Annotated in this window: 12 protein-coding genes; 10 read left to right on the forward strand and 2 right to left on the reverse strand. The window is 62.1% G+C overall.

Translation table 11 applies throughout. The features are described 5' to 3' along the window. Positions 1 to 33: 33 nt before the first annotated feature. Positions 34 to 1,035 (forward strand): glycine betaine/L-proline ABC transporter substrate-binding protein ProX, encoded by a 1,002-nt coding sequence (proX, locus tag D7I37_RS01590; protein WP_061800401.1) that lies wholly within the window; start codon positions 34 to 36, stop codon positions 1,033 to 1,035. Positions 1,036 to 1,066: 31 nt separating this feature from the next. Here proX and D7I37_RS01595 read toward each other — a convergent pair whose 3' ends face one another. Then, positions 1,067 to 1,945, reverse strand: coding sequence for a LysR family transcriptional regulator (locus tag D7I37_RS01595; RefSeq protein WP_061800400.1), 879 nt, complete (start codon positions 1,943 to 1,945; stop codon positions 1,067 to 1,069). Between the two features lie 103 nt (positions 1,946 to 2,048). Here D7I37_RS01595 and D7I37_RS01600 point away from each other — a divergent pair, with 103 nt between their 5' ends. From D7I37_RS01600 to emrB, 7 genes are all read left to right on the forward strand, one after another. Further along, on the forward strand, positions 2,049 to 3,248 hold the full coding sequence (locus tag D7I37_RS01600) for an MFS transporter (RefSeq protein WP_129543203.1): 1,200 nt from the start codon (positions 2,049 to 2,051) through the stop codon (positions 3,246 to 3,248). 123 nt (positions 3,249 to 3,371) lie between these two features. Beyond that, a complete protein-coding gene (locus D7I37_RS01605) occupies positions 3,372 to 4,118 on the forward strand; it encodes an AzlC family ABC transporter permease (protein ID WP_061800396.1) in 747 nt (248 codons plus the stop codon). Then, complete coding sequence (ygaH, locus tag D7I37_RS01610) at positions 4,108 to 4,449, forward strand: L-valine transporter subunit YgaH (protein WP_129543204.1); 342 nt, start codon at positions 4,108 to 4,110, stop codon at positions 4,447 to 4,449. Before D7I37_RS01605 ends, ygaH begins: the two co-directional genes overlap by 11 nt. A gap of 174 nt (positions 4,450 to 4,623) precedes the next feature. Then, the gene (gene mprA / locus D7I37_RS01615; RefSeq protein WP_061800392.1) at positions 4,624 to 5,142 is read left to right on the forward strand and encodes a transcriptional repressor MprA; all 519 of its coding nucleotides are present in this window, start codon (positions 4,624 to 4,626) and stop codon (positions 5,140 to 5,142) included. A 28-nt stretch (positions 5,143 to 5,170) separates the two neighbouring features. Then, a complete protein-coding gene (locus D7I37_RS01620; RefSeq protein WP_061800390.1) occupies positions 5,171 to 6,622 on the forward strand; it encodes an efflux transporter outer membrane subunit in 1,452 nt (483 codons plus the stop codon). Positions 6,623 to 6,647: 25 nt separating this feature from the next. Then, positions 6,648 to 7,820 (forward strand): multidrug efflux MFS transporter periplasmic adaptor subunit EmrA, encoded by a 1,173-nt coding sequence (gene emrA / locus D7I37_RS01625; RefSeq protein ID WP_061800388.1) that lies wholly within the window; start codon positions 6,648 to 6,650, stop codon positions 7,818 to 7,820. 17 nt (positions 7,821 to 7,837) lie between these two features. Further along, positions 7,838 to 9,373, forward strand: a complete 1,536-nt coding sequence (emrB, locus tag D7I37_RS01630) for a multidrug efflux MFS transporter permease subunit EmrB (protein WP_061800386.1) — start codon at positions 7,838 to 7,840, stop codon at positions 9,371 to 9,373. 53 nt (positions 9,374 to 9,426) lie between these two features. Here the strand turns inward: emrB and D7I37_RS01635 are convergent, their stop codons facing one another. Next, a complete protein-coding gene (locus D7I37_RS01635) occupies positions 9,427 to 10,515 on the reverse strand; it encodes a tRNA/rRNA methyltransferase (protein ID WP_061800384.1) in 1,089 nt (362 codons plus the stop codon). Between the two features lie 205 nt (positions 10,516 to 10,720). On the opposite strand from D7I37_RS01635, the gene trxC reads away from it, so the two are divergent. Together trxC and D7I37_RS01645 are read left to right on the forward strand one after the other, a co-directional pair. Beyond that, a complete protein-coding gene (gene trxC / locus D7I37_RS01640) occupies positions 10,721 to 11,140 on the forward strand; it encodes a thioredoxin TrxC (RefSeq protein ID WP_061800382.1) in 420 nt (139 codons plus the stop codon). A 74-nt stretch (positions 11,141 to 11,214) separates the two neighbouring features. Beyond that, the gene (locus D7I37_RS01645) at positions 11,215 to 11,910 is read left to right on the forward strand and encodes a tRNA-uridine aminocarboxypropyltransferase (RefSeq protein ID WP_061800381.1); all 696 of its coding nucleotides are present in this window, start codon (positions 11,215 to 11,217) and stop codon (positions 11,908 to 11,910) included. Positions 11,911 to 11,914 lie beyond the last annotated feature (4 nt).

An 11,914-nucleotide genomic window follows, 5' to 3' on the forward strand; every position in this document is an offset into this window, starting at 1 on the left:
CCCCGACTTCACAACATAAAAAGGTATTTCACTATGCGTACCACCGGAATCTGGGCTCTCGCCCTTACGACACTGATTGGCTCACAGGTTGCTTCAGCGGCCGATTTGCCAGGAAAAGGCATCTCGGTACAACCGGTACAAAGCACCATTTCTGAAGAAACCTTCCAGACGCTGCTGGTCAGCAAGGCGCTGGAGAAGCTGGGTTACGACGTCAAGGCCCCGCGTGAAGTGGATTACAACGTCGCCTATACCTCCATCGCCTCGGGCGACGCCACCTTTATCGCGGTTAACTGGGATCCGCTGCACGCCGACCAGTACAAAGCCGCCGGCGGCGACGCCAAATTCTATCGCGAAGGCGTGTACGTCAACGGCGCCGCGCAGGGCTACCTGATCGACAAGAAAACCGCCGACAAGTACCACATCACCAACGTTGAGCAATTGAAAGATCCCAAAATCGCCAAGCTGTTCGACACCAACGGCGACGGCAAGGCCGATTTGACCGGCTGCACCCCGGGTTGGGGCTGCGAAGCGGTCATCAACCACCATATCGGCGCCTACGGCCTGGGTAAAACCGTTGAGCACAACCAGGGGAACTACGCGGCGATGATCGCCGACACCATCACCCGCTATAAAGAAGGCAAACCGGTGCTGTACTATACCTGGACGCCGTACTGGGTGAGCGACGTGTTGGTGCCTGGCCGCGATGTGGTCTGGCTGCAGGTGCCGTTCTCATCCCTGCCGGGCGAGCAAAAGAATGTCGACACCAAGCTGCCTAACGGCGCCAACTATGGTTTCCCGGTCAATACCATGCGCATCGCCGCCAACAAGCAGTGGGCCGAAGCCAATCCGGCGGCCGCCAAGCTGTTTGCCATCATGAAGCTGCCGATCGCCGACGTGAATGCGCAGAACCTGCGCATGCATGAAGGCCAGGCTTCGGAAGCGGATATCCAGAATCACGTCAACGGCTGGATCAAAGCCCACCAGGCGACCTTCGACGGCTGGGTGAAAACCGCCGCCGACGCCGCGAAGAAGTAAACCGACCGGGGCGCAGCGCCTGCTGCGCCCCCTATTGCCCCCTCTCGATGCCGCTGAACTGTAAAAAGCGCTCGGCGGTTCTCGACAGCGTCTCCGGCCAGACGCAAAACACCTGGCGCCGCGGACCGTCTTCAATCGGAATCGACACCAGCGCGCTCAGCCGCTGCGCGGTCGACACCGGCACGATGCCCGCCGCCAATCCCCGCCGCACCAGATTCTCCAGCCATTCGATGTGATCGATTTCAAAACTGACGTGCCGTTTGATGCCCGCCGCCTGAAAAGCGCGGTCGGTTTGGCGCCGCGCGCCGGTGCCGCTGTAGAAATCCACCAGCGGCACGGCCGACAGCGCCTGCAGGTTCACCCGCTCGCGGCTGGCCAACGGGTGCTGCGGCGCCACCAGCGCCACCAGCGGCTCGTCGGTCAGTTGGCGATGCGAGACCGGCAGCAGGCCGATGTCGCCGGGCCAGATGCCGACAAACGCCATATCGCACTGCTGCTGGCGCACATCCTCCAGCAGCGCCTCGCTCATGCCGACGTACAGCCGGATATTCACCGCCGGGTAATGCCGGTGGAACTTGTCGAGTTTTTCGGTCAGATCAATCGCGTTTATGGTTGATATGGTGCCGATGGTCAGCGTGCCCGACACCGTGCCGCCGGCCGCGGTCACCTCCTCCACCAGCGCCTGCTGCGCCGCCAACAGGCGCTGGGCCGGGGGAATGAACGCCTGCCCGGCGGGCGTCAGCCTGACCCGCCGCGAGGTGCGTTCGAACAGCGTGCAGCCCAGCGCCTCTTCCAGCTTGGCGATTTGGTGGCTGAGCGCCGACTGCACCGTATGGCAACGCTGCGCCGCCCGGGTAAAGCTCTGCTCTTCGGCCACCGCCAGCGCATAACGGATCTGTTTCAGGTTCATGGAATTAATCGCGAAATGAGATTGATCAAATGAAAATTATACATTGGTTTAACGCCCGGCGTTGCCGGATACTTTGCATCACTTCTTTCCGTGATGAAAAACCATGAACCAACAAAACTCGCCTCCTGGGCTCAGCCCGGCGCTGATTGTCCTGATCGCCATCGCCACCGGCCTGGCGGTCGCCAGCAACTACTATGCCCAGCCCTTGCTGGAGACCATCGCCAACAGCTTCTCGCTGTCGGTCAACCAGGCCGGCTTTATCGTTACCGCCGCACAGCTGGGCTATGCCGTGGGCCTGCTGCTGCTGGTGCCGCTCGGCGATATGTTCGAACGCCGCGGGCTGATCGTTTTCATGACGCTGCTGGCCGCCGGCGGCATGCTGATCACCGCCAGTTCATCCACCCTGCCGATGATGATCCTCGGCACCGCCCTCACCGGGCTGTTCTCGGTGGTGGCGCAGATCCTGGTGCCGCTGGCCGCCACCCTGGCGCATCCGGAGAAACGCGGCAAAACCGTCGGCGTCATCATGAGCGGCCTGCTGCTCGGCATCCTGCTGGCGCGCACCGTCGCCGGCGCGCTGGCGTCGATCGGCGGCTGGCGCACCATTTACTGGGTCGCCAGCGCGCTGATGATCCTGATGGCGCTGATCCTGTGGCGCGCGCTGCCGCGTTATAAGCAGCATTCCGGGCTGAATTATCCGCAACTGCTGAAGTCGATTTTCACCCTGTTCTGCGGCACGCCGCTGCTGCGCACCCGCGCCATGCTCGGCGCGCTGTCGTTCGCCAACTTCAGCGTGCTCTGGACTTCAATGGCTTTCCTGCTGGCCGCCCCGCCGTTCAACTATTCCGAAGGGGTGATCGGGCTGTTCGGGCTGGTGGGCGCCGCCGGGGCGCTGGCCGCCTCGCCCGCCGGCCACCTGGCGGACCAGGGCAAGGCCGGTTTGACCACCAGCGTCGGCCTGGTGGTGCTGCTGCTGTCGTGGGTGCCCATCGCGCTGGCTAAACAGTCGCTGTGGGCGCTGATCGTCGGCATTCTGATCCTCGATCTGGCGGTGCAGGCGGTGCACGTCACCAACCAGAGCGTGATCTACCGCATCATGCCGGAAGCGCGCAACCGCCTGACCGCCGGTTACATGACCAGCTATTTTATCGGCGGCGCGCTCGGTTCGCTGCTTTCCGCCTCTGCCTATCAGCATGCGGGATGGTACGGCGTGGCCGCGGCGGGGGGCGTTTTGTGCCTGCTGAACCTGCTGACCTGGTGGCTCGGCAAGCGCCACGATCCGCAGGGACCGGCGACAATCTGATTATCGTGCAAATAGTAACTTAAGAAATTTATTAGCCGCGCAGGGTATAATCATTACTCACTCTCTGGTAATGTTCTGGCCATGAACTATTGATGTCCTATCTACCCTGCGACCCAAATAAAAATGCAAAGCCAAGCTGCAGATAGCCTCAACCCCCCTGCCGTCCGTTCTACTTTCGCCAACGGCATCGTCGACAGTTTACCCATCGTCATCGGCTATGTGCCGGTGGCGTTCGCCTTCGGCCTCAGCGCAGTCAAGCTGGGGTTCAGCCCGATCGAGAGCATTTTCTTCTCCTGCATCATCTATGCGGGCGCCAGCCAGTTCGTGATTACCGCCCTGCTGAGCGCCGGCATGTCGCTGTGGGTCTCCGCGCTGACGGTGATGGCGATGGACGTGCGCCATCTGTTGTACGGCCCGGCGCTGCGCCACCGCATCGTATCGCGCATGTCGCCCGGCAAAACGGCGATCTGGGCGTTTGGCCTGACCGACGAAGTGTTCGCCGCCGCCACCGCCAAGCTGATGCGCAATAACCGCAGCTGGAGCGAAAACTGGATGCTCGGCATCGCGCTGTGCGCCTGGCTGTCCTGGGTGGCCGGCACCGCCCTGGGCGCGCTGTTCGGCAACGGGCCGCTGGAGCAATTCCCGGTTGTCGAGGCGTCGCTGTCCTTTATGCTGCCGGCGCTGTTTCTCAGCTTCCTGCTGTCGGCGTTCCGACGCCCGCAGAGCCTGACCATCGCCGCCGCCCTGGCCGGCGCGCTGCTCGGCCTGGTGCTGTTCTCCATTCCGGTCGCCATCCTGGCCGGTATCGGCGCAGGCTGTATCGCCTCGCTGTTCCAGCCCGCCGCCGCGGAGGCCCGCGATGAACGCTGATGTGGTGATCATTGGCCTGGTGGTCGGCTGCGCGAATTATCTGTTCCGTTATCTGCCGCTGCGCCTGGCGCCCTCTCGCGCCCAGCCCGGCATCAAGCACGGCAAAACCGCCCTGCTGCTCGACAGCATCGGCATCGCCTCAATCTGCGCCCTGCTGGTGGTCTCCAGCACGCCGGTGGTGATGCGCGAGCCCGACAAGCTGCTGCCGACCCTGGTCGGCTTCGCGGCGCTGGGGCTGTGTTTTTATCGCAGCAAAAGCATCATCTTGTCCACGCTGATCGGTGCGACCGCGTTCGGCATCACATTAAAAATATTAATATTTTTTGGCTGAGAGCGGGCGATTTCCACCGGTTTCGCCGCCGCGGCGCGCCAACCGGAGCCGCCTCCGGCTCTTTACAATCAACTGACAAATGACACGAATTGCTAAATTATTCGCACGGCTGAAGATTTACATTATTAGTCACTATCGTTACTATCTCGAACGAAATTAATGAGGCCCTAAATTATGGAAAGCTCGTTTACTCCCATAGAACACATGCTGAATTTCCGCGCCAAGCGGCAGAAAGACTTCCCTTACCAGGAAATCCTGCTGACCCGGCTTTGCATGCACATGCAGGGCAAACTGCTGGAAAATCGCAATAAAATGCTTAAAGCACAGGGAATTAACGAAACACTGTTTATGGCGCTGATTACCCTGGATGCGCAGGAAAGTCACAGCATCCAGCCTTCTGAGCTCAGCTCTGCCCTCGGTTCTTCGCGCACCAATGCCACCCGCATCGCCGACGAGCTGGAAAAACGCGGCTGGATTGAACGCCGGGAAAGCGACAACGATCGCCGCTGCCTGCATCTCCACCTGACGCCGCTGGGAGAAGAGTTTCTCAGTCAACTGCTGCCGCCGCAGCACAAATGTCTGCATTTCCTGTGGTCCACACTGAACGACGATGAGCAAAAACAGCTGGAGCAGCTGACGCGCAAACTGTTGGCACGTCTGGATCAAATGGAAATCACAGAACAGTTATCCTAATTCACAATTTCTGTTCAGGTACTTACTTATGCGATCCCCATTTAACCGGAGATTCACCCCGCTGTTCGCCGTATTGCTGCTGGCCGGGTGTGCCTCTACCGATAATATTGCTCCGCAATCCACGCTGATGGACTCGCAGAGTCTGCAGCTGGCGCAGCCGCGCGTAAGTTCGCTGGCCGTCAGCCCGCAGTGGTGGCGCTCACTCAAGGATCCGCAACTGGACGCCCTGATGACGCAAACGCTGCAAAACTCGCCGACGCTGCGCCAGGCCGCCGCCCGGGTGCGCGAAGCGCAAAGCGTGGTGGGCGAAGCCAATGCCGCCAACGGGCCGAATCTGGACCTGAACGCCAGCACCCAGCGTCAGCGCGTGCCGCAGAACGTCAATATGGGGCTGGGGTATCCGCATAAGCCCATCTACGAAAGCTCGAACTCGCTGGGCCTGAACCTGGCCTACGAATTCGACTGGTGGGGCAAATACCGCAACCAGGTGAACGCCGCCAAAGCGCAGGTCGATGCCGCGCGCGCCGATCAGGAACAGGCGGCGTTGACGCTGACCAGTTCGGTGGCGTCCGCCTACTACCAGCTGCAAAGCAACCTGGCGCTGGAGAAACTGCTGCAGCAGGAGGTGGACAACAACCAGCGCCTGACCTCCCTGCGCCAACGGCAGTACCAGGCCGGCATTACCGGCGTTGACGTGCCGCAACAAACGCAGGCGCAGGCCGACGTGGCCAAACAGCAGATCCTGCAGCTGCAGTCGCAGATCGAACAGCTCAGGCACCAGCTCGCCGCGCTGGCGGGCCAGGGGCCGAACGCCATGCAGCACCTGCGGGCGGTCGCCCTGCCCGCCGATAACCTGATGGCGCCGCAAGGCGAACTGACGGCCGATCTGCTGGGCAAACGCCCGGACATCGCCGCGCAGCGACAGCTGGTGGAGTCCTACAGCCAGCGCGTCAGCGCCGCACGCAAAGAGTTTTACCCCAGCCTGACCATTTCAGCCTTCGCCGGCCTGATGACCACCAACACCAGTGGCACCAGCCCGAACCTGTTTGAAGCGGCCAGCCAGGCCTGGAACGTGATGCCGGCGATCTCGCTGCCGATCTTCCACGCCGGGGCGCTGCGCAGCAAGCTGGGCGAGGAGTCCGCGCTGTATGACCAGGCGGTGGAATCCTATAACCAAACCATCCTGAATGCCGTACAAGAGACCGCCGATGCCATCACCGTCCAGCAGAGCACTGCGCAACAGCAGCTGCAGGCGGCATCCGCGTCCCAATCGATGCAGCAGGTGTACCGAGTCGCTAACGCCCGATACCAGGCAGGGATTATCGGGCGCGACGAGTTGTTGACCAGCCAGACGCAGCTATTGCAGCAGCAACAGGCGGAGTTGAATGCCAGCAGCAACTTGCTGCAGGCGAAGATAGGACTGATCCGCGCGCTGGGCGGTGGCTACCAGGCCCCGGCCGCAGCGGATTCAAAAGCATAATAAAATAGAGAGCTTGGAGAACACCATGAGCGCAAGCGCGGAGACTCAAAACCCGCAGCAGCCGAACGGCAAAAAGAAGCAGCGCAAATTTTGGCTGCTGTTGCTGACGGTTATTTTCATTGTTATTGGGGTGGCTTATTTAGTGTATTGGTTCCTGGTGCTGCGTCATCATCAGGAAACCGATGATGCCTACGTGTCCGGCAACCAGGTGCAGATCATGGCCCAGGTGTCCGGCAGCGTGAACAGCGTCAATTTCGATAATACCGACTACGTCAAACAGGGCGATGTCCTGCTGACGCTCGATCCGACCGATGCCGAGCAGGCGTTTGAGCGCGCCAAAACCGGCCTGGCCAACAGCGTGCGTCAGACCCACCAGCTGATCATCAACAGCAAGCAGTATCAGGCCAACATCGCCCTGCGCAAGTCTGATCTGAGCAAGGCGGAGAACGACCTGAAACGCCGCGTGGTGCTGGGCAGCGTCGACGCCATCGGCCGCGAAGAGCTGCAACACGCCCGCGATGCGGTCGACAGCGCCAGGGCCGCGCTGGAAGTGGCGGTTCAGCAATATAACGCCAACCAGGCGATGGTGCTGAACACCCCGCTGGAGCAACAGCCGGCGATCCAACAGTCCGCCGCGCAAATGCGTGACGCCTGGCTGGCGCTGCAGCGCACCAAAGTGATCAGCCCGATCACCGGTTACGTCTCGCGCCGCAGCGTGCAGGTCGGCGCGCAAATCGCCGCCGGCTCCCCGCTGATGGCGGTGGTGCCCGCCGACCATATCTGGGTGGACGCCAACTTCAAGGAAACCCAGATCGCCAATATGCGCATCGGCCAGTCGGCCACCGTGGTCAGTGATGTCTACGGCGACGACGTGGTGTACCGCGGCAAGGTGGTCGGTATCGACATGGGCACCGGCAGCGCCTTCTCGCTGCTGCCTGCGCAAAACGCAACCGGCAACTGGATCAAGGTGGTTCAGCGCCTGCCGGTGCGTATCGAGCTGGACGCCAAGCAGGTCGCCGATCACCCGCTGCGCATCGGTCTGTCGACGCTGGTGAAAGTTGACACCACCGATCTGGACGGCCGCATGCTGGCCGACGTGGTGCGCGACAAGCCGCTGTACCAGAGCAACGCGCTGGCGTTGGATCTGGCGCCGGTTAACCAGACGATCGCCGACGTGATCCATGCGAATGCCGGCTAAGCGCGCGGGAGGCCATCTTGCCACAGAAACCGCTTGAAGGCGCCCAGCTTGCCTGGATGACGGTCGCGCTCGCCATGGCGACCTTCATGCAGGTGCTGGACTCCACCATCGCCAACGTGGCGATCCCCACCATCGCCGGTAACCTCGGGTCTTCCAACTCGCAGGGCACCTGGGTGATCACCTCGTTCGGCGTGGCGAACGCCATCTCGATCCCCATCACCGGCTGGCTGGCGAAGCGCGTCGGCGAAGTGCGGCTGTTCCTTTGGTCAACCGCGCTGTTCGTGCTCGCCTCCTGGCTGTGCGGCATCTCCAACAGCCTGGGCATGCTGATCTTCTTCCGCGTGATCCAGGGCGTGGTGGCCGGGCCGCTGATCCCGCTGTCGCAAAGCCTGTTGCTGAACAACTATCCGCCCGCCAAACGCGCGATGGCCCTGGCGCTATGGTCGATGACGGTGATCGTCGCGCCGATCTTCGGGCCAATCCTCGGCGGCTACATCAGCGACAACTATCACTGGGGTTGGATCTTCTTCATCAACATCCCGATCGGCGGCTTCGTGATCATGGCGGCGATGGCGACCTTGAAAGGACGGGAAACCAAAACCGAGATCAAGCCTATCGATACCGTCGGCCTGGTGCTGTTGATCGTCGGCATCGGTTCGCTGCAGGTGATGCTCGATCAGGGCAAGGAGCTGGACTGGTTCAACTCGACCGAGATCATCACCCTCACGGTGGTCGCGGTGGTGGCGCTGCTGTTCCTGGTGGTGTGGGAGCTGACGGACGACCACCCGGTGGTGGATCTGTCGCTGTTCAAGTCGCGCAACTTTACCATCGGCTGTCTGTGCATCAGTCTGGCTTACCTGCTGTACTTCGGCGCCATCGTGCTGCTGCCGCAGCTGCTGCAGGAGGTCTATGGCTATACCGCCACCTGGGCGGGGCTGGCTTCGGCGCCGATCGGGCTGATACCGGTATTGCTGTCGCCGATCATCGGCAAGTTCGGCAACCGACTGGACATGCGCCGGCTGGTCACCTTCAGCTTCATTATGTATGCCGTGTGCTTCTACTGGCGCGCCTATACGTTTGAACCGGGAATGGACTTTGGCGCCTCGGCCTGGCCGCAGTTTGTTCAGGGCTTCGCCATCGCCTGCTTCTTTATGCCGTTGACCACCATTACGCTGTCCGGCCTGCCGCCGGAACGCATGGCGGCGGCGTCGAGCCTGTCGAACTTTACCCGTACGCTGGCGGGGTCGATCGGCACTTCGATCACCACCACGCTGTGGACCCAGCGCGAATCGCAGCATCACTCGCAGTTAGCGGAGTTTGTGAACCCTTACAACCCGCAGTCGCAAGAGATGTACCGACAGCTGGAACAGGTCGGCATGAGCAAGCAGCAGGCTTCGGCCTATATCGCCAACGAGATCACCGCACAGGGGCTGATTATCTCCGCCAACGAGATATTCTGGCTGTCTGCCGGGGTGTTCCTGATCCTGCTGGCGCTGGTGTGGGTGGCGAAACCGCCGTTCAGCTCCGGCGGCGGGGGCGGCGGCGCTCACTAAGCCTCACCAAACAAAACGGGCGCCCTGGGGCGCCCGTTTTTTTATGCGGCATATCACGCCTGGTTTTGGCGCCACCAATCGGCCAGCAAAATGCCGGTGGCCACCGAGACGTTCAGGCTTTCCACCTTGCCGGTACCGCCGATGGAAACGCTCATGTCGCCCTGCTGCCAGGCGCTGTCGCTCAGGCCGTCGCGCTCTTGCCCCAACACCAGCACCATTTTGGCCGGCAGTTTGGCCTGCGCCAGCGTGGTGCCCTTGTGGCTCGAGGTGGTGACGATGGTGTAACCCGCTTTGCGGAAGGTATCCAGCACCGACAGGAAGTCATCGGCGTTGATCGCCTTGATGTGCTCCGCGCCGCCTTCTGCGGTACGCACCGCCGCACCGGACTCCAGCACCGCCGGATCCTGCAGCAGCACGCCGTTGACGCCAAAGTGGGCGCACGAACGGACGATGGCGCCCAGGTTATGCGGGTTGCCCACCTCTTCCAGCGCCAGCACGCAGTCGGTCGCCGGGGCATTTTTCAGGTAGGTTTGCGCATCCAGACCCTGACGTTTTTTGATCAGGAAGCAGACGCCGCCGTGGTGTTCGGTGCCGGAAGCCTTGGCCAGCTCTTCCTCGTCCACCACGTGGTAGGCTTTGCGATTCGCCGCCATCCAGCGCAGCGCTTCGCGGAAACGCGGCGTAACCGACTGCACGAACCAGGCGCGGACGATAGCGTCCGGGCGGCTGGCGAACAGCGCCTGGCAGGCGTTCTCACCGTAAACGCGGGTTTCTTCCGCACGCTGGCGGCGCAGCTGCTCCGGATCGATAAAGCTTTTGCCGCTGATGCCGCCGTGATCGAACGCCGGTTCTTCATCCGGGCCGCGTGACACGGTTTTCCACGGCGAATCGTAACCGCCACGGTCTTCGCTGCGCGCCGGACGGCGAGGACGATCGCTTTCACTGCGGCGGCTGTCGGCGCCGCGACGGTCGTTGCCGCCGCGCGCCTTGTCCTGACCCGCACGGCCAGAGCGTGCGTTGTCTGCCGGACGGCCTTTGCCGGCCGGACGTTTGTTCTTGTTACGGTCGTCGCCGTTGTCGTCGTCGCTGCGGACGTACATCACTTTGACTTTACCGTTTTTGCCACTAAATGAATCGTTCATTGTCTTCTCCACCAACGCGCAGGGCGCGAAGATTACCTGATGTTGGTGCACGAAGCCACCAACTTGCGCTAAAAGCTCCCAACTATCACATCCATTGAACAAACCTCGTTGTTCGGCCGCCGGGTTTTACCGATAATGGACGGCAGCAAAGAAACATCTCCGCCCCCGTGCGGCGTATCACGCTTTCTCAGTACCCGAGGTCAACATGAATACAGTTTGTGCAGCTTGCAATGCCACCAACCGCGTGCCGGAAGAACGCCTGGCGGACGGTGCGAAATGCGGCCGCTGCGGCCATGAGCTCTTCGACGGTGAAGTGATCAATGCCACCGCCGCCACCCTGGACCAGCTGCTGCAGGACGACCTGCCGGTGGTGGTCGATTTCTGGGCGCCGTGGTGCGGCCCGTGCGTCAACTTTGCGCCGATCTTTGAAGACGTGGCCGAAGAACGCGCCGGCAAAGTGCGCTTCGTGAAGGTGAACACCGAAGCCGAGCCGGAGCTGAGCGCCCGTTTCCGCATCCGCAGCATCCCGACCATCATGGTGTTCCGCGAGGGCAAAATGGTCGACATGCTCAACGGCGCGATGCCGAAGGCGCCCTTCGACAGCTGGCTCAACGAAGTAGTTTAACGCAAACGCCGGGCCCGCGCGCTCCCGCCGGGCTTTTTTCTGCGCTACAATGGCGGTTTTTCCCCAGGACCGTTATGACCGACAACGCCGTACTTCGCCTGCGCCAACTCCGCCTGGACCGCTCTACCCGCCCCTTTCTGGCGCGCGGCTGCCGGGTGGCGCGTTGTCAGGGGTGCCTGCTGCCGCATAAAAACTGCCTGTGCGACACCATTCGCCCGCAGCCGGCCGCCAGCCGCTTCTGCCTGATCATGTTCGGCGCCGAGCCGCTGAAGCCCAGCAACACCGGCCGGCTGATCGCCGATATCTTGCCGGACACCCAGGCGTTCCTCTGGTCGCGCACCGAGGTCGACCCCGAACTGCTGCTGGCCATCGCCGATCCTGAACGCCAGCCTTACGTGGTGTTCCCGGCATCCTATGCCGATGCCGATCGCCCGGTGTTCAGCGAGCTGCCCGCCGGCGGCAAGCCGCCGCTGTTTATCATGCTCGACGGCACCTGGGCGGAAGCGCGCAAGATGTTCCGCAAAAGCCCTTACCTGAATCGGTTCCCGGTGTTTTCGCTCAACGTGATCGCCGCCTCCGACTATCAGCTGCGCGAAGCCAGCCGCGCCGAGCAACACTGTACCGCCGAGGTGGCCGCCGCCCTGCTGCTGCAGGCCGGGGACGCCCAAGCCGCCGAGGGGTTGCGGCAACATTTCAGCTATTTCCGTCAACAATACCTGGCGGGGAAACCAACCCGCCCGGAGGCACCGGTCACAGCAAAAGCGCAGTAAAGCG

It is taken from the genome of Serratia sp. 1D1416 (assembly GCF_003641105.1).
Lineage (GTDB): Bacteria > Pseudomonadota > Gammaproteobacteria > Enterobacterales > Enterobacteriaceae > Serratia > Serratia ficaria.

What these genes read in the sequence shown, in the direction of transcription:
- D7I37_RS01605 (WP_061800396.1), top strand. Translation starts at nt 3,372, where the DNA reads ATGCAAAGCCAAGCTGCAGATAGCCTCAACCCCCCTGCCGTCCGTTCT.
- ygaH (WP_129543204.1), top strand. Translation starts at nt 4,108, where the DNA reads ATGAACGCTGATGTGGTGATCATTGGCCTGGTGGTCGGCTGCGCGAAT.
- trxC (WP_061800382.1), top strand. Translation starts at nt 10,721, where the DNA reads ATGAATACAGTTTGTGCAGCTTGCAATGCCACCAACCGCGTGCCGGAA.
- D7I37_RS01600 (WP_129543203.1), top strand. Translation starts at nt 2,049, where the DNA reads ATGAACCAACAAAACTCGCCTCCTGGGCTCAGCCCGGCGCTGATTGTC.
- mprA (WP_061800392.1), top strand. Translation starts at nt 4,624, where the DNA reads ATGGAAAGCTCGTTTACTCCCATAGAACACATGCTGAATTTCCGCGCC.
- D7I37_RS01635 (WP_061800384.1), bottom strand. Translation starts at nt 10,515, where the DNA reads ATGAACGATTCATTTAGTGGCAAAAACGGTAAAGTCAAAGTGATGTAC.
- D7I37_RS01645 (WP_061800381.1), top strand. Translation starts at nt 11,215, where the DNA reads ATGACCGACAACGCCGTACTTCGCCTGCGCCAACTCCGCCTGGACCGC.
- proX (WP_061800401.1), top strand. Translation starts at nt 34, where the DNA reads ATGCGTACCACCGGAATCTGGGCTCTCGCCCTTACGACACTGATTGGC.
- emrA (WP_061800388.1), top strand. Translation starts at nt 6,648, where the DNA reads ATGAGCGCAAGCGCGGAGACTCAAAACCCGCAGCAGCCGAACGGCAAA.
- D7I37_RS01620 (WP_061800390.1), top strand. Translation starts at nt 5,171, where the DNA reads ATGCGATCCCCATTTAACCGGAGATTCACCCCGCTGTTCGCCGTATTG.
- D7I37_RS01595 (WP_061800400.1), bottom strand. Translation starts at nt 1,945, where the DNA reads ATGAACCTGAAACAGATCCGTTATGCGCTGGCGGTGGCCGAAGAGCAG.